Annotated in this window: 11 protein-coding genes; 7 read left to right on the top strand and 4 right to left on the bottom strand. The window is 61.3% G+C overall.

The window, feature by feature from the left end; genetic code table 11:
* Positions 1-78: 78 nt before the first annotated feature.
* The 5 genes from NO932_RS00840 to NO932_RS00860 are packed head-to-tail and all read left to right on the top strand — an operon-like array spanning position 79 to position 12,341.
* Positions 79-942: a WYL domain-containing protein gene (locus NO932_RS00840; protein ID WP_309209141.1), complete on the top strand. Its 864-nt coding sequence runs from the start codon at positions 79-81 to the stop codon at positions 940-942.
* Between the two features lie 25 nt (positions 943-967).
* Positions 968-4,471: a helicase-related protein gene (locus NO932_RS00845; protein ID WP_309209142.1), complete on the top strand. Its 3,504-nt coding sequence runs from the start codon at positions 968-970 to the stop codon at positions 4,469-4,471.
* 12 nt (positions 4,472-4,483) lie between these two features.
* The gene (locus tag NO932_RS00850) at positions 4,484-6,115 is read left to right on the top strand and encodes a hypothetical protein (RefSeq protein WP_309209143.1); all 1,632 of its coding nucleotides are present in this window, start codon (positions 4,484-4,486) and stop codon (positions 6,113-6,115) included.
* 7 nt (positions 6,116-6,122) lie between these two features.
* On the top strand, positions 6,123-9,032 hold the full coding sequence (locus tag NO932_RS00855) for a DUF1156 domain-containing protein (protein ID WP_309209144.1): 2,910 nt from the start codon (positions 6,123-6,125) through the stop codon (positions 9,030-9,032).
* A gap of 12 nt (positions 9,033-9,044) precedes the next feature.
* Positions 9,045-12,341, top strand: coding sequence for a DUF499 domain-containing protein (locus NO932_RS00860; RefSeq protein WP_309209145.1), 3,297 nt, complete (start codon positions 9,045-9,047; stop codon positions 12,339-12,341).
* 288 nt (positions 12,342-12,629) lie between these two features.
* Here NO932_RS00860 and NO932_RS00865 read toward each other — a convergent pair whose 3' ends face one another.
* The gene (locus NO932_RS00865; protein ID WP_309209146.1) at positions 12,630-14,621 is read right to left on the bottom strand and encodes an AAA family ATPase; all 1,992 of its coding nucleotides are present in this window, start codon (positions 14,619-14,621) and stop codon (positions 12,630-12,632) included.
* Between the two features lie 84 nt (positions 14,622-14,705).
* Positions 14,706-15,959 (bottom strand): DUF4357 domain-containing protein, encoded by a 1,254-nt coding sequence (locus NO932_RS00870; RefSeq protein ID WP_309209147.1) that lies wholly within the window; start codon positions 15,957-15,959, stop codon positions 14,706-14,708.
* A gap of 307 nt (positions 15,960-16,266) precedes the next feature.
* On the opposite strand from NO932_RS00870, the gene NO932_RS00875 reads away from it, so the two are divergent.
* On the top strand, positions 16,267-16,449 hold the full coding sequence (locus tag NO932_RS00875) for a hypothetical protein (protein ID WP_309209148.1): 183 nt from the start codon (positions 16,267-16,269) through the stop codon (positions 16,447-16,449).
* Positions 16,450-16,472: 23 nt separating this feature from the next.
* On the opposite strand, the gene NO932_RS00880 is transcribed toward NO932_RS00875, so the two are convergent.
* Positions 16,473-16,760, bottom strand: coding sequence for a hypothetical protein (locus tag NO932_RS00880; RefSeq protein ID WP_309209149.1), 288 nt, complete (start codon positions 16,758-16,760; stop codon positions 16,473-16,475).
* Complete coding sequence (locus NO932_RS00885) at positions 16,757-17,500, bottom strand: ParA family protein (protein ID WP_309209150.1); 744 nt, start codon at positions 17,498-17,500, stop codon at positions 16,757-16,759. The genes NO932_RS00880 and NO932_RS00885 overlap by 4 nt, the downstream gene beginning before the upstream one ends.
* 80 nt (positions 17,501-17,580) lie before the next feature.
* On the opposite strand from NO932_RS00885, the gene NO932_RS00890 reads away from it, so the two are divergent.
* Entirely contained in the window at positions 17,581-18,009 is a 429-nt protein-coding gene (locus NO932_RS00890) for a MarR family winged helix-turn-helix transcriptional regulator (RefSeq protein ID WP_309209151.1), read from the top strand.
* The last annotated feature ends 6 nt before the right edge of the window (positions 18,010-18,015 follow it).

Raw genomic sequence — 18,015 nt, forward strand, 5'->3', positions numbered from 1 at the left:
ACGTCGCCCCAATGCTTATAAAAACTATACACACACCTTGTCAAGGTATGTATAGTTTCTAACCTTATGAGGCTATCAGTGCGCTGGGGCGTCGAGCAACGACTTGAGTTTATCGAGTTCCGCCTGTTCTGGGAGGGAGCGATCAACCGCGCCGATATCGTTGATTTTTTTGGCGTCTCTGTTCCGCAAGCGTCGAAGGATCTGACCCTCTACCAAGAGCGGGCGCCGGGCAATATGGTGTACGACACACGCGGCAAGCGCTATGTCGCGGCCGAGAGGTTTGTTCTACGCTTCCTCGATCCTGACCCTTATGTGTACCTTGCCCAGCTCCGCTCTGTCGCAGAAGGGACCGTCCCGGCCCATGATTCGCTGATAGCGGTGCTGCCAAACACCGATGTAGCACTTACGCCCAAGCGCGACATCGATATCGAGGTTCTAAGGAATGTCCTCGATGCCACCCGCGAAGGTGCTTCGCTGGACATCTATTATCAGTCGATGAACCGGTCGCGGCCTGATCCGATATGGCGCAGGATCACACCGCACGCCTTTGGCTACGACGGCTTCCGCTGGCACGCGCGGGCCTATTGCCATCTTGAGCACAAGTTCAAGGACTTTCTGCTGCCGCGCATCCTTGATGTAGGGCGAAAGGACAGGCCTGGAGCTTCCGGGGATGAGGACTGGCTCTGGAACAATTTCTTTGATGTCGTCATCGGCCCACATCCCGACTTGACGGAGAGCCAAAAGAAAGTTGTCGTCAAGGATTATGGGCTTGAACATGGCAACGGCACCCTCTCCGTCCGCTACGCCATGCTGTTCTATGTGCTCAAACGACTTGGCCTGCTTGGCGATGCCGCAAAACAAAGTGCTCGTACACAGCACATCGTTACGGTGAACCGGAAGGAAACCGAGGCAGCGCTGGAACAGGCGGAATATCAGCTATGACCGCTTTTGGGAGGCAAGTCGGCTAATGGGGGCGAGACTCGAAAACATCAAGAACGGCGCGTCCGTCCGCGGCATTGCGTCCGCGCAGCCGGTTCAGGTTGTTTCCGTTGACTGGATCGGCGACCAAGCCATTAGCGTCGTCTTCCGCGATCACAGTGGAACCGTTGCCGAATCCATTCTTTATCGTGACGACGAACACCGGCTCGAAGTCGAGAAAACGGGCCGCCCCTGGTCCTTCGATGCCGACGGCGCATTGCTGCGGCTGGTCACGGAAGCCAACCGGATCAAGCTTGCACATTATTTCGACCCCTATCTCGCGATCCATACCAGCCTGGTCGATCCGCTGCCGCATCAGATTTCGGCCGTCTATGGCGAGATGTTGCCCCGTCAGCCGCTGCGCTTCCTCCTCGCCGACGATCCCGGCGCAGGCAAGACGATCATGGCTGGCCTTCTCATCAAGGAACTGATCGCGCGCAGCGATCTCGAACGGTGCCTCGTCGTAGCGCCAGGCAGCCTTGTCGAGCAGTGGCAGGACGAGCTTGGCCAGAAGTTCAATCTGGAATTCGACATCCTGACGCGCGACATGATCGAGACGTCGCGATCCGGCAATCCGTTCTCCGACCGCAACCGGCTGATCGTGCGTCTCGACGTCCTGGCACGCAATGAAAATCTCCAGGACAAGCTCATGAGCGCACAGGAATGGGACCTGATCATCTGCGACGAAGCGCACCGCATGTCGGCCACCTATTTCGGCGGTGAAGTCAAATACACCAAGAGATACCAGATCGGCCAGAAGCTCGGCCAGGCCTGCCGCCACCTGCTGCTGATGTCGGCGACACCGCACAACGGCAAGGAAGAGGACTTCCAGCTCTTCATGGCCCTGCTTGACGGTGACCGTTTCGAGGGCCGGTTCCGCGATGGCGTCCATTATGCCGATACAGAAGACATGATGCGGCGGCTGACCAAGGAGGAACTGCTCAAATTCGATGGCCGGCCGCTGTTTCCCGAGCGTCGGGCCTACACTGTCAAGTATGAGCTCTCCGAGGGTGAGGCCGCGCTTTATACGGCGGTCACCGAGTACGTGCGGACCGAGATGAACCGCGTACAGCGTTTTGCCGAGGGCGACGGCAAGAAGCGGAACAATGTTGGCTTCGCCTTGCAGATCCTCCAGCGCCGCCTGGCGTCTTCGCCGGCCGCAATCTACCAGTCGCTGAAGCGCCGCCGCGAGCGTCTGGAAAGCGAGCTCAGCGAGGTGCGCCTTGCTACGAAGGGTCGCCGGGCTAGCTTCGACGAGCGGGCGGTCAATGCAGACATCCTGCGCAACATCGAGGAATATGGGCAAGAGGAAATCGACGAGCTCGAGGACCTGATCTCCACCGGTGCGACGACCGCCGAGACTGTGGAGCAGCTCGTTCTTGAGGTCGAGACGCTGAAAAGCCTCGAAGCCATGGCGCTTGGCGTGCTGCGTTCCGGCGTGGACACGAAATGGAGCCAGCTCAACCGCATCCTCGACGATGATTTGATGATCGACTCGGCCAAGAACCGCCGAAAGCTGATCATCTTCACCGAACCGAAGGATACCCTGAACTACCTGCTCGAAAAGGTGCGCGCGCGTCTTGGCAACCCCGAAGCGGTCGATGTGATCCACGGCGGCGTATCACGCGAGGAACGCCGCAAGGTGGTCGAACGCTTCATGCAGGACAAGGACCTGCTCGTGCTGATCGCGAACGATGCCGCCGGCGAAGGCGTCAACCTCCAACGCGGGCATCTGATGGTCAATTACGACCTGCCTTGGAATCCCAACAAGATCGAACAACGCTTCGGCCGCATCCATCGCATCGGCCAGACGGAGGTTTGCCACCTCTGGAACCTAGTCGCGGCCGACACGCGCGAGGGCGAAGTCTATGCCCGCCTCCTCGAGAAGCTGGAGGCTGCGCGAGAGGCCCTGGGTGGGCGCGTCTATGACGTGCTTGGCGAATTGTTCGAGGGCACCGCACTCAAGGACCTTCTGTTCCAGGCGATTCAGTATGGCGAGCAGGACGAGGTGAAGGCTCGCCTTCTGCAACAGGTCGATGGCGCGGTCGACCAGACTCACCTGCTTGAGCTGCTTCGACGCCGGGCTCTGACTAACGATACCATGTCCGAAGCCAAGGTCGAGGAACTGCGGCTTGAGATGGAACGGGCCGAAGCACTGCGCCTTCAGCCGCATCACATCCAGAGCTTCTTCGTTGAGGCATTCCAGCATCTCGGCGGCCGCCTCAAGCGCCGCGAGGAGGGACGTTGGGAAGTGACTCATGTGCCGGGGCGCATCCGCGAACGCGATCGGCAGATCGGCACCGGCGCGCCGATTCAAAAGCAGTATGAGCGGATCTGCTTCGAAAAGGGCCTGATCAACCAGCAGCCGGTAGCGGCCTTCATCTGTCCTGGGCACCCGCTGCTAGAAGCGGTGATTAGCCTGATCCGCGAGCAGTATGAGCAGATCATGCGACAGGGCGCGATCCTGGTCGATGATACTGACCCGGGCGATAGCCTCTCGGCGATCTTCCTTCTGGAACACACCGTGCAGGATGGACGGATGACGAGCGGCGGCAAACCGAATGTGATCTCGCAACGCCTCCAGTTCACCGCGATCGACAAGGCGGGTGAAGCGGTCAACGCTGGTATCGCGCCGCATCTCAACCTTCGCCCCGCAACTACCGAAGAGATCGAGGCCGTCAGCGACCTGCTGGATGAGGATTGGCTGACGAGTGAGCTTGAGAAGACAGCCATCCGCTTCGCCACCGTGGAGCTGGCACAGGGGCATGTCGCGGAGATCAAGGCCCGCCGCCTTCCGGAGATCGACAAGGTCGAACAGGAGGTTCGCGCCCGGCTCAAGAAGGAAATCAATTACTGGGATTCCCGGGCCTTCGAGCTGAAAGAGGAAGAGAAGGCCGGCAAGAAGGCACGGCTGAGCTGGCAAAATGCCCAGCGACGCGCCGAGGAACTGGCCGAGCGCCAGAAGCGCCGAATGGACCAACTGGAGCGGGAGCGGTTCATCACTTCGCAGCCACCCCGCGTGCGTGGCGGGATGGTGGTCATTCCGCGAGGTCTTCTTGTCGCTCGTCAATCACCAACCGTACCCAACCGCTTCGCCGAAGACCCGGCGGCGCGGCGCGCGATCGAACTCGCCGCGATGGAAGCGGTCATGACCGCAGAACGCGCGCTCGGGCATGTTCCTGTCGACGTCTCCGCACAAAAGATTGGCTACGATATCGCGTCGCACGATCCGAAATCGGGGCACCTGCGCTTCATCGAGGTCAAAGGACGCATCGACGGCGCTGACACCGTGATGATCACGCGGCAAGAGATCATCACTTCGCTGCACGAGCCGGAGAAGTTCATCCTGGCGATCGTCTCCGTCAATGGCGGCTTCGCTCATGCGCCGCGCTATGTGCGCGGCCCGCTCGTCGAGCGGGAGCCGTCGTTCCTCGAAACCGCGATCCAGTTCGACCTCCGACGCCTGCTGGAGCGGGCGCGAGAGCCGGCATAAAGGGGGGATCACATGAGGCAGACTGCTGAGAACATTTCCGTGCATGACGCTGAGCAGCGCATCTTCGTGCAAATCGCGTCGCAGGTCGGGCTTGTTGTTCGTGGTCCCGACATTTTCCGTGAGCTGCAAAAGCGAGTTTTGAGGTGGGGATTCGATCCCGGCAGAAACCTGAGAAATATTCCCGCCGGCGCTTGGGATGGGGATTCCTTTGAGATTGATCAGGACAATTCTGAACAGGCCGAGGCGATCAAGCTGGAAGAGCCTCGGTATTGGGCGTTCAGACTGCGCGAGCGACTCAAAGATACGTCGCGCATCTGGACTACCGAGGTAGGTATCGCGGAGCGGAGCGCCACGGAAGCAGTTTTCGGAGTTCGTCTCATCGGCGCACAGCGGGGAAGCGCCGAGCCGATTCCTCGCTCGATACCCAATTTCGTTCGTGGCGTTGCATTTACGCAGGACGCCTATCTTGATGGCCGCCCGACATCGGCTGATCCGTGGCTCGTGGAGTCAGAACAGGATGTCGATGAGCTTGTAGCCTTTCTGGAAGCGCCGCATCGCCATCATCCCGTCGTCGTCTTCGCTACACCAGAGGGAAGCGAAAACGCCGACGAGACGGCAATTCCGGTCCCCCCCTTCATCCGAAGGACGGTCGGATTTGTGCATGCGGTTGTCATTACATCCGAAGCGGCATTCTCTTTGACGAACCGCGTGGGGCGAGAGTTCTCGGTCTATCGCCAGGCAGTTCGAACCTACAATCCCGGCTTTAGCCCAGACGCGCATCTCCCGACCGACCATCCAGTCGCGACTGCCGCACGCATCGCCGACTGGGGAGATATTGTCGGCTCAACCTTTGCGGATTTCCTCGTTGAGCAGGCCCTTCGGATCACTCGCCCGCGCGACGTTCTCGAACGGGAGCAACCGTCGTTTCAGCACGTCAAGCGCATTGCGGCGCAACGGGCTCGCGAAAGCGCCTCCGCCGAAGGGCAAGGCGACGCCGAGCTTTTGCGGCTTGCAGACGAGGAGTTGCGCGCAGCGAAGCAAGAGGCCGAAGCCAGTCTTGAGCTGGCGCTTAACGCCGACGCCGAGCGGCAACAGGCTCTGTCGGAATTGCGGCAGATTAAGGCGAGCTATATGGCGCTCCAGGCACGCCTTGATGCGGTGCTTTCAGAGCACCCGAAGAGCGCAGAGCCGATTTTTCCGGACAGCTTGGACGAGATCGAGACCTGGGCCCAAGCTCACTTGAGTGGCCAAGTGGAGCTGCATCCCAAGGCGATCAAGGCTGCGAGGGGTTCAGATTTCAAGGATGTCGCACTTGTCTACAACGCGCTCCTGATGATGCGGAATCTCTATGTCCCCATGCGCCGCATCGGCGGTATCGAGCACAAGAATGCTTTTGAGCAAAGGCTCGGGGAGCTTGGTTTGGAAAATACTCGATGCTTTGCCCAAGAAAACAAGGCAAAGAACTTTGGAGGAGCATATTTCATTCGCTATCAGGACTCTACGCGCGAGCTTGATTGGCATCTGAAAGGCAGCAACAGCCGCGATGGGCGGCTGGGCTTCCGCCTATACTATTTCTGGGACGCTGAGACCGGCCGTGTTGTCGTCGGATACTTTCCCGGACACCTCAAGAACGACATCACGTAGGGCCACAATGACATACAGAAAGAAACTCATCGAAGTCGCCATCCCGCTCGAAGCGATCAACGCGGCGTCGGCTCGTGAGAAGTCGATCCGGCATGGGCATCCGTCCACGCTGCATCTGTGGTGGGCGCGACGACCGCTGGCGGCGTGCCGGGCTGTACTTTTCGCCCAGCTCGTCGATGACCCTTCTTCTCGTGTCGATGAACTGCTCGCCGACTCAAAACTCCGTGCTCAGGCGGAGGCGGAGCTACCGGAGCGCCTAGCCGCCTGGGAGAAGAGCAAGGCCTCAGCGCAGGGGACGGCGGCGAATGCGCCCGAGCCGACACTGGAGGATGTGGCGGTCGAGATCGAACGGAAGCGTCTCTTCACCATCATTGAGGAACTGGTGAAGTGGGAGAACTCGACCAATGAGGAGGTGCTGGAGCGCGCGCGGGCCGAGATCCGGCGCAGCTGCGGCGGCGAGCTGCCCCCGGTCTATGACCCGTTTTCGGGCGGCGGGTCGATCCCGCTGGAGGCGCAGCGGCTGGGCCTGCCCGCCTATGGGTCCGACCTGAACCCGGTGGCTGTGATGATCGGCAAGGCGATGATCGAGATCCCGCCGAAGTTCAAGGACATGTCCCCCATCCATCCCGGCATCAAGGAGCGGTCGTTCTACCGTAACTCCGAAGGGCTGGCCGAGGACGTGAAATATTACGGCGCATGGATTCGCGAGAAGGCGTGGGAGCGCATCGGGCATCTCTACCCCCAGGTGGACCTGTCCAAGGACTATGGCGGCGGCAAGGGGACCGTGATCGCCTGGATCTGGGCGCGGACGGTGCCGAGCCCGGACCCGGCCTTTGCGAATGTGCAGGTTCCACTGATCTCCAGCTTCATGCTGAGCTCGAAGAAGGGAAAAGAAACATGGATCGAGCCCATCGCGGACCGGGGCACAAAGACCATCACCTACAGGGTGCGTAGAGGCGGGACGAAATCAGAACTTGAGGCAGCGGCGCTGGGCACCACAGCAGGAAAGCGTCAGGCGTTTCGCTGTATCATGTCAGATGCTGCAATTCCTTACGACCACATTCGGAATGCTGGAAAGACCGGCAAAATGGGCCAAGAACTCATCGCGATCGTCGCTGAGAGAAAGGGCGGTCGAGCCTACTTGGCGCCATCGCCACATCACAAGGAAATCGCACTATCAGCGGTCCCCGATTGGAAACCTGAGACAGAGCTTCCAGAGAATCCTCGGGACTTCAAGACACCGAACTATGGTTTGAATACGTTCGGCGACCTCTTCACGTCTCGCCAGTTAGTAGCGTTGAATACGTTCTGCGACCTGATCTCCGAAGCGCGGGATCAAATCAGAGCGGATGCGGTGGCAGCCGGAAGGAAAGGTAATGGCGAGCCTCTGGCAGAGGGCGGGTCGGATGGTCTTGCCTATGCAGAAGCCGTCAGCGTCTTCTTCGCTTTCGGCATCTCTAAAATGACAGACTATCACTCAACCATTACATCTTGGCACCACGGACGGGAAATTATTCGGAATGCATTTGGCCGCCAAGCGCTTCCAATGACATGGGACTTTACCGAAGCTAATCCGTTCTCACATTCCACAGGAAACTGGGGGAACTGCGTTGAATGGGGCTTCAAGACACTCGACCAGCTGCAATTGGCTGCCCCCGGGCGCATCGTGCAACAGGACGCTCAGTCCGCCAATTATCCGGCGGGAACTGTGATCTCTACCGATCCGCCATACTACGACAACATCGGATACGCCGATCTCTCAGACTACTTCTATGCGTGGATGCGGAGATCCCTGCGAAACACCTATCCGGAGCTATTCGGCGTACTGGCCACACCAAAATCCGAAGAACTGGTAGCGACACCATATCGGCACGGTACGAAAGAACGGGCCGAAGCCTTCTTCTTGGAAGGTATGGGGAAAGCCATTCAAGGAATGTCTGAGCAGTCCTCTGCTGAGTTTCCCACAGCGATCTACTATGCTTTCAAGCAGAGCGAGATCGATCAGGAAGGCATCAGTTCGACGGGCTGGGCGACCTTCCTGCAAGCGGTGGTCGAAGCTGGGTATGCGGTCGTCGGCACATGGCCAATTCGTACCGAAATGGCGAACCGCATGATTGCCTCGGGCACCAATGCCTTGGCCAACTCGGTCGTGCTCGTATGTCGCAAGAAGGAGGCAACGGCCGAGGTCATCACTCGCGCAGAATTCATCCGTGCTCTCAAGCGCGAATTGCCCCCAGCCATCGCCGAGCTCCAGGCCGCGAACATCGCCCCGGCCGACATGCCGCAGTCGGCGATCGGCCCCGGCATGGGCGTTTTCTCGCGCTACAAGGCCGTGCTGGAATCCGACGACAGTCCGATGAGCGTGAAGACCGCGCTGCAACTCATCAATCGTGAACTCGACGAGTATCTTGGAGGCATTCAGGGCGAGTTCGACGCCGACACGCGCTTCGCCATCACTTGGTTCGAGCAGAACGGAAACGGCAAGGGGGACTACGGTGTCGCCGACAATCTCGCCCGTGCGCGCGGCATTTCTGTCGACAGCGTCAAGCACGCTGGCATCGTCGAAAGCGCCGCCGGTAAGGTCCGCATCTTCTCCCGCGATGAACTCGATGACGATTGGGAGCCTGAGGAAGACCGCCATTTGACGGTGTGGGAATGCCTCCAGCATCTGGTCCGACAGCATGAGAAAGATGGCATATCTCACGATACAGCCGTGCTTTTGAAGAAGATCAACACGCACGCCGAGGCGGTGAAGGATCTCGCCTACTGCCTTTACGACATCTGCGCGAACAAGCGGAAGGATGCGAAGGAGGCCACCGCCTACAACGCTTTGATCGCAGACTGGGCGGAACTGACGCGGCAGACGGCGGCAATCCACGACACGAGCGGCGATCGCCAGATCCGGCTGGACATTTAAGGGGGTACGGACGTGGCCAAGAGTACACGCCAATATGTATTTGAGGGAATGGAGCTGCTGCCAGCGGCGCTCATTCCCTTCGTCGAAAAGCGGCTGGAAAGCTCGATCACGGGTCACTGGCAAGTGGAGGTGGTCCAGCGTGTCCAGGGCTTGAAGCCGAATTCTGCGGGCCAAGTCGGCTGGGATCAGCAAGGATTGCTGAAGGCCATGATGGCCTTCTGGAAGGACGCCTTCGCCACTGTCCTTGGCCATCCTGAACGGTCATACGTGTCCGAGCTTCTCGAAGTCCGCAACAAGCTATCGCATAACGAAAACTTTACTTACGACGATGCCGAGCGAGCGCTCGATTCCATGCGCCGACTGATGGAAGCGATCAGCGCTGGCGAAGTCGCCGCACAGCTTTCCAAGATGCGGGATACCATCCTGCGCACGAAGTTCACCGAGCTTCAGCGCAACGAGGAGCGCCGCAAGACCCAGCGCCTCGAAATCTCCGTAGAGACCGTGGCCGGTCTGCTCCCATGGCGCGAGATCGTTGAGCCCCATCCCGACGTGGCCACCGGAGAGTTTCAGCAGGCTGAGTTTGCGGCCGACCTCGCCAAGGTCCACGCTGGCAGCGCCCCGGCCGAATATCGCGATCCCAAGCAGTTTTTCAGCCGGACCTATCTGACGGAGGGCCTGAGTACGCTTCTGGTCGGCGCGGCCAAGCGGCTTTCAGGTAGCGGTGGAGATCCGGTCGTCGAGCTGCAAACTAACTTCGGCGGCGGCAAGACGCACTCGATGCTGGCCCTCTACCATATGGCGGGCGGCACGCCGGTTCAGGACCTGTCGGGACTGGACCGGCTACTGGATGAGAACGGGTTGAGCGTTCCCGCAGGCATCAACCGCGCGGTGCTGGTTGGTACGTCCCGGGGGCCTCAGGACGTGCTGAACGCTGAAGGCGGCCGCAAGATCCGCACGACCTGGGGCGAGCTGGCGTGGCAGCTTGGGGGCGCAGAAGCCTTCGACATGGTCGCAGAGAACGATGCCAATGGCATCGCGCCCGGTTCGCACCTGCTCGAGGCGATCTTCAAGAAGTATGCGCCCTGCCTTATTCTGATCGACGAATGGGTCGCCTATCTCCGGCAAATCTACAAGGTCGAAGGGCTGCCCTCCGGTTCGTTCGACGCGAACCTCTCTTTTGTCCAGTCGCTCACAGAGGCCGTGAAGGCCAGCCCCCAGACCCTACTGGTCGCATCTTTGCCAGCGTCGCAGATCGAGGTTGGCGGCGAAGGCGGTCAGGAAGCGCTCGCGCGCCTCAAGCAGACCTTCAGCCGGGTAGAATCCTCGTGGCGCCCCGCGAGCCAGGAGGAAAGCTATGAAATCGTTCGGCGGCGGCTGTTCAAGGAAATTCCCGGCGACAAGTTCCACCATCGCGACAACACGCTGAAGCAGTTCGCCAAGCTCTATCGCGAAAATGCCAACGACTTCCCGCAAGGCTGCTCGGATGAGGACTACCGGCGCAAGCTGGAGAAGGCCTATCCGATCCATCCCGAACTGTTCGATCAGCTCTACACGAGCTGGGGCTCGCTTGAGAAATTCCAGCGCACGCGCGGCGTACTGCGCCTGATGGCGCAGGCCATCCACGAGCTGTGGATGAGCGGCGATCCGTCGGTGATGATCATGCCCGGCAGCGTGGCGGTGAGCTCGCCGCGCGTGGAACCTGAACTGCTCCATTATCTGGACGTGAGTTGGCAATCGATCATCGCAGGCGATGTCGATGGCACGGCATCCACGCCCTACAAGATCGACCAGTCGGCGCCGAACTTGAATCGGTACTCGGCGACGCGGCGAGTTGCCCGCGCGATCTTTATGGGAACGGCGCCCACCGCCCAGCAGCAGAACACCGGCCTTGACGACAAACAGATCAATCTGGGCGTGGTGCAGCCTGGCGAGCGCCCCGCGATCTTCGGCGACGCCCTCCGGCGGCTCACCAACCAGGCCAAGTTTATGCACGCCGATCTTGGCCGGTACTGGTACTCGATGTCGGCGAGCCTCAACCGCATCGCGGCAGACAAAGCAGCCCAGGTAGAGGCTGCTCTTGTCGACGTCACGATCGACACCGAGCTCGGACGATTTGTGAATGGCCTTGCAGATCGCGGGCATTTCGATGCCGTGCAGGTAGCTCCTGCCGCCTCGGCCGAAGTGCCTGACGAAGCTGGCGGAGTGCGAGCCGTTGTGCTCGGCGTCGCGCACCCGCACAATGGCCGTGACGGCTCTGACGCCCTGATCGAGGCGAAGGACATCCTGATGCAGCGCGGCAGCACGCCGCGCGTCTATCGCAACATGCTGGTGTTCATCGCCGCGGATGCTCGCCAGCTCGACAACCTGAAGGATGCCGTGCGCGCCTCCCTGGCTTGGGGCGAGATTGTTCGTGACACCGAACGGCTCAACCTCACCCAGAGCGATAGCGCGCTCGCAAAGGCCAAGCTGGCCGAATCCAACGAGACGATGAAAACCCGCCTCAAGGAGGCGTGGTGCTACCTGCACTATCCAGTCCAGGAAAGTGCCCAAGCTGATGTAGAGTGGGCTTCCGGCAAGATTCCAGCGCAGGACGGTCTGCTGGCGCGGGCGAGCAAGAAGCTAGTGGCCGAGGAGGGTCTGCTGACCGAGTTGGGACCGGCGCGGCTTGATCGTGATCTTCAGAAATACATCTGGAATGGCAAGCCGCATCTCTCTCTGAAAGACCTGCGGGAGTACCTCAACCGCTACATCTACCTCCCGCGCGTGAAGAATCAGGACGTCCTGGTCAAAGCCGTGCAAGCGGCCGTGAGCGCCATGATTCCTGGCCCCTTCGCATATGCCGAACGATGGGATGAGAAGACGGACACCTATCTGGGTCTGGCAATCGAGCGCGCGGGCAACGCCGTTGTTGTCATCGATAGCGACAGCGTCATCGTAAAGCCGGACGTCGCGGAGGCGCATCGCCCGACACCCGTCCAGCCGGGGCCGGCAGGCACTGCCGCGGAGCCGGGGGACGGAACGCCGGCTACGGGCGAGCAGCCCACTGGCGGCAAATCCGAGCCAACTCCCGCCGAACGGAAGCCGACGCGATTTACCGGTACGGTGATGATTTCCGCCGAGAGGCCGGCGAGAGACATGCACCAGATCGTCGAGGCCATTGTCGAGCAGCTCACGACACTGCCCGGAAGCGATGTGAAGCTCAGGCTCGAAATCGAGGCCGAGGTTCCCTCCGGTCTCGACCGCGCCAAGGTGCGAACGCTGGTCGAAAACGCCAACACGCTTGGGTTTGTCGAGAAGTCCGTCGAATAGCAAGGTGGACCTCGGCTTGCTCGGTCCGTCGCCGATGTCAGGCTGACTGGTGAGATGCCCTTGGCGTGAGGCCCAGGGTGCGCGCCAGACTCAGCAGCCGTCGGCATGCGCGGTTATAGTTTAGGGTGGACCAGACCATGTTGAACGGCAAGATCTCGCCCGAGAGCTCCCGATAGATGATGCCAGGAGACGGCGCAACAGTCGTGGCCTCGCTCGTCAGCGTGAGGCCGCGACCTACGGACCATGGACAGGATAATGTCGCGACCGACCTGCTAGAGCACGTCCTGCTTAATCGGGGTTATATCCCTCCGTTCCCTGCTTTTGAATCGGATCGCTTACCATGGCATTGAAACCTCCTATGCCTGCACGATTACAGGCGCGTGACGCCGGGGCGGACCGGGCCTTCGCCCGGGCTCCCAATACGGCAGTCAGTTCGGCACCGGACATAATCCTGTCGTCGACGAGGCGACCGGCCAGCGTGAGCACGGCGTCACGCTCCTGGGCAATGATGGCGACGGCGCGGTCCAGCAGGCGCTTGAGGTCGTTGTCCACTGCAGCGAGAAGGCTATCGGAGCGGATACCGCGCTGGGCAATGCGGCGTGAGACCAGCGTATCGCCAAGACCCTGGCTCTCATAGGCGTTGAGCAGCAGTTCGGTGGCATGGGCGAGATCGGATTCCGCACCGGCATTGGCGCCCGCACCCACAACCATGTCGGCGGCACGACCGCCCAAGGCCACAGTCACGATGTCCTCGAGAACCGCGCGCGTGGGCACGATGGTGGGCAGGCCGGTGCGTGTGAAGCCACCAGCCGATCCTGAGGGGACGATGGTCACCATATCCACCGTCTGACCTAGCCGGTGCGCCACCAGGGCATGACCGATCTCGTGGATGGCGATCGCGCGGATGTCGGCGGGGGAGCGGTTGTCCTTGGGGGCCATCTGCGTGACGAGATCGGAAACGGCCAGAGCGCGGTTTTCCGATCGGGCGACTGCGCGCGCCTGCTTGACCCATCCCTCGATAGCGGCCGGCGTTGCCCCGAGCCCGAGGCGGCCGAGCTTGCCGATATCGGTATCGGCAAGCTCGTTACCGAGCCAGTAGCGCAGGACGGCGAGAACCTCCTCCTCGGTCGCTGGCGGGAACACGGAGACTCGCTGCTGCAAACGGCCCGGACGGATCAGGGCCGAGTCCAGCCGCTCATAATAATTGGTCGCTCCGATCAACAGGACTTTTCGGCCGGACTTTCTCAGCCTATCGATTTCGGTGAGGAACAGGGTGATGACCGGTGTCCACCAATCCCTCCCCCGGCTGTCCATGGTTTCGCGGTCGGGGAGCGCGTCGAGTTCATCGAGGAAGCCGATGGCCGGTTCGGACGACAGGACCTGGTCGACAAAGGACTTCAGGTTGCGCGCGACGCCACCCAGAGCCCCGTCCCCCGTGGCGAACCAGCTTCCGATACTGGTGGGCACAAACGTCCAGCCAGCGGTCGCGGCAAGACTGTTGGCAATCAGGGTCTTGCCGGTCCCCGGAGGGCCCTCGAGGGCAATATAGGGCACCTGCTCGGGCTGGAGGCTCCCTGCCTCGACTGCGCTAAGGTCGCGCAGCAGCTGATCCGACCAGGTGCGCACCGGTCCGGTCAGCGGGAGCTGATCGAGACGCGGGACATTGGCGGACGGTGCTGTATTTTTACGTTCGAGCGCCCTTTGCAGATTGGCCACGCACGCGCCGGCGCGCAGGCCGGGACGGATCGAGGCAAGAACAATATCGAGGCTCAGCCGGGCCATCTGATTGGACACACCCCGGGCGACACCGCCGGTCACGCGCCGGATGGTCTTGCGCAGCAGGGAAGGCGTCAGCGGCGGCAGGGTGACAGTGAGATCGGCGGCGGCCAGCACCGACTCGTCGAGCAGCCCCTGAGGATCGTGGGTGACGAACATCACGCTGTGGCCATCCTGGAGCATACCAAGCTCGTCGCGTCCGGCACGGTAACGCACCCCGCCGGACTTCTTGAGTTCGGTCACCGGGACCACCATCGGAGCGCGCTCCATGGACCGCACATATTCGGACACCATGGACACCCAGTCAGCGCCGGCAACGGCCAGGATGAATACGCCTGGGTGCTTCTTGAGCACGGTCCGCATGCGCCGGGTCAGGGCGATATCGAGCGCGGTTCGCGCCAGGGTGGTTTCGGCGTCCTCGCGCCGGGTTTTTCCCGCGTCATTCTTGTGAATGGCTTCCGGGAAGCCGTCATCGGGATCAGCACGGTTGGGAAGTTCGATCATGGCAAAACTCTCCCGCCGCGAACGGGAAGCACCGTTCGCGCGCTTAGATGAATGAGAGGATGAGTTGGGACGGATAGGTCCGGGTCAGGACGCGATCAGCGCCGGCGTGTCAGGGTCATAGCCACCGTCGGGGTCGATTGGCATCCAGGCCGACAATCCTCTGCCCTTGCTGCCGCAGCAGAACTGCGCCGCAGCGCTGCCACTGGGGAAGATCAGATCACGCATGACGGTATAGCTCTTGCCGTCAGGCGAGACGGCGAGCAGTCCTGAATGCAGCCAGGCCGAGCGCAGATACCGGACGCTGGCATTGGCCGACGCCGCGGTCCCGATGCGCACATCGGATCCGCGCAGCAACAGCCAGCGGTTCTCGGCCTGCTTGGCAGCAAGTGCGACCAGGCCATCGCCGAACGCCATCTCCACGATCTCTCCTTCCGGGATGTCGTTGAAGGGGCGCAGGGCACCGATGCGGCCCGGCTCGCCACGCGGACCGGCCATGAGGGCACGGATGCTTCCCCCAGTGAACAGCACACCCTGGTGGCGTAATGCCAGGCACGCCTCCCCCACAAACACTTGGAGATGATCGTAACGCTCAGGGTCGACACCGTGGCCATCGGGAACGCCGTTGACCAGCGCGCGCTCGCCCGAGGCATGAACCCGCGACCACAGGATACGTTCGATTGCCCGCGCATCCTCGGGCGTCAGGGTGTCGTTGGCGTCGGTGATTGCGATGATCGTCTCGACGCCGTCGATCGGCTGCTGCCCGCCGGCAATCCGAGCCCCGAGATCGGTGCCCATGCCGACATAGGCCGAGGTGCCATTCATCAGGACATAGATACCGGGGCGCCGCAACGTGTCAGCGCGAACAAAGGCGCGCCGCTCAGAGCCAGACCCCACGACGACCACCGGCGAGAACGGATTGACGACGAGGGCCTTGATGCCGGACGGCAGCTCGTTGCCCTTATCGGCTTCTCCCGATGGAACCTTCTCACCACAACCGCTACCGGACGGATCGGGATCGATCTCAGGATCCGGATCGTGGGCGCGGCGGACGATGGAGTTGGCGTCGAGAACGCCCTTGATCTCAAGCACCACGATATTGAGGCGCTCCATGACGATGACGGCACCGACGGGATCGGGATGATCGGGGAGATCGGCAATGATGTCGCCAATTGTCGCGCTGCCCGTGGCATCAATGAGCGAGAGAATGCGCACCTGAGCGGAAACGGGCACCAACTCGTGCTGGACACGGCCGTCGACAAGCGACGGCGCTTCATGCTGGAAAGAAGGGGAATAGGACTTGTCCGCCACTCCCGTGGCGGTAGAAGTAGACTTAGCCATGTTGACCTCGCTGTGTAGGCAGTGAGCTTCATGGTCAGGCTGGCGGCGGGTGCTGGTAACACCCCCGTCGGCCGCCCCTGGTAAAAGCAACCGACCTGACCACGATCGAGCTTTTGGGCCCGACGCTGTTCAAAATCGGGATCCCTTTCCAGATGTCAAGCACCCGCCACCAAGTCGGCGGGACATTCAAACGGCATGGTTAACGCAATCTATTCAAGTGTTCGCCGCACGCGGTCCGCCCCCCGTGTGGAGACTACTGTGCGTTCCCGAACAGTCCCAAGTCATTGTTCGTGAACGGATCCGACAGTTGCATCGCGGCATCGCGGCATCGCGGCATCGCGGCATCGCGGCATCGCGGCATCGCGGCATCGCGGCATCGCGGCATCGCGGCATCGCGGCATCGCGGCATCGCGGCATCGCGGCATCGCGGCATCGCGGCATCGCGGCATCGAAGATGCTGGCTATTCACGCCTGGGTGTCAAGCCGGTGATTTGGGTCGTTTGGCCGGTGTTTTCAGCCTTTGCGGCGCATGGCGTAGCCGGAATACCACGGCGCCAGTTCTGCGTATCCCGGACGGCCCTCGCCACGCAGATAGGTGTCGAGCAGCAGGTTGATCAGCAGGCTGACGCTCATCCCGTTCGAACGTGCGATTGCGGCGACCTCGTCTAGCACCGGCCTTGGGATTCGGCTGGACGTGCAAACGATATCAGGAGCGGCCGAACCCCCGTCATCCTGACCGGACAGCACTGCCTCTTCGATCATCTGGCTCAGACTCGGCATGTCGCTGCGATCTCCAGTCATTGCCCCACCCTTTCCGCATGTGCTCTGTCCACAGCCCGACCGAGCGCGGCAAAGACCCGGGCGAAGTTTTCCTTCGCTGGATCCTCGCGCCCGATCTCGAGAACCCCGCGCCCAAAGGGATAGACGCGGCGATAGCTGGACAATTGCTGCATGGCCACCGGCAGGAACGGCCCGTATGCCTTGAACGCTGCGGCCAACTGTTTCAGCTCAGCCGTCTTCCCTCGCGTGGCTTCGTTAAAGACAGCGATGGTCGGCACATCGCGGGCCCGCGCGACACGGATGAAGCGTCCCAGTTCCAGCAGGTCCTGATGGGCGGGCTTGACCGGAGAGACGAGGATGTCGCTGATGTCGAGGATCGTAGCCATCATCCGCTCGTCCCGACCGGCCGTGTCGATGAGCACCACGTCATAATCACCGATATGACGGGCCACGGTGTCGATCACATCGGAAGCCGAGCAGGCGATGACTGTCGGGTTGCCAATGTCAATGGGCCGGGGCCATTTCCTGAGCGTGCCCTGCTCCCCGTCCGCATCGACGATGAGCACCTTCCTTCTCTGCCTCGCGTAGCCGATGGCGGTGTTAAGGGTCAGGGTGGACTTCCCGCATCCTCCTTTGCTGTTGGCGACGGTGAGGACAATAACACCCTGCGTCCGGCAGAACTCGATCGCGCCGATCGCACGCGGCCTGAACGCGACAGGAACAGCACCGGGTGGGCGAAAACTGTGGAGATTGGGACGCATGACACTCGAGGGGCTTTACTTTACGCTGCGATATAATATCGGTATTGCTTGCGAGAGAGTCAAGCCGCACCGGTTCATCAATGTTCTTCTTTTTTCTCGGCGCCCGTGAAACGCTGGACAGCCCCCAACTCGAGCGGTTCGCCCGCGCGCTGGAATTTATTCAAAGCCGCTATCCCAACATGACGCTGGGCATGCTTTCGACTCTGTTTGCCATCGGCATGGCGCCGACGCACGAGGGTGCGTTGATCTCGATGTCCGATCTTGTGGAGCACCTCCCGGATCAAAAATACTCGACGGTTGCGCGGCAACTCGAACTGCTCGGCGAGGGCAATGGCCGGAAAGCTGGGATGGGCCTTATCGAAAAGCGCCAAGATCCCGACGATCGGCGCACGCGTTATGTGGCGCTCTCGGAGGGCGGCCGGCACTTGCTCTACGAGCTCGATTCCGTTCTCGCCCCGGACCTGTTTGGTGGAAGGGGCAAGAATGTCCCGCAAATCGAGAACGATTGATGCGCT

Origin of the sequence: Pelagibacterium sp. 26DY04 (assembly GCF_031202305.1) — a bacterium.
Taxonomy (GTDB): Bacteria; Pseudomonadota; Alphaproteobacteria; order Rhizobiales; family Devosiaceae; genus Pelagibacterium.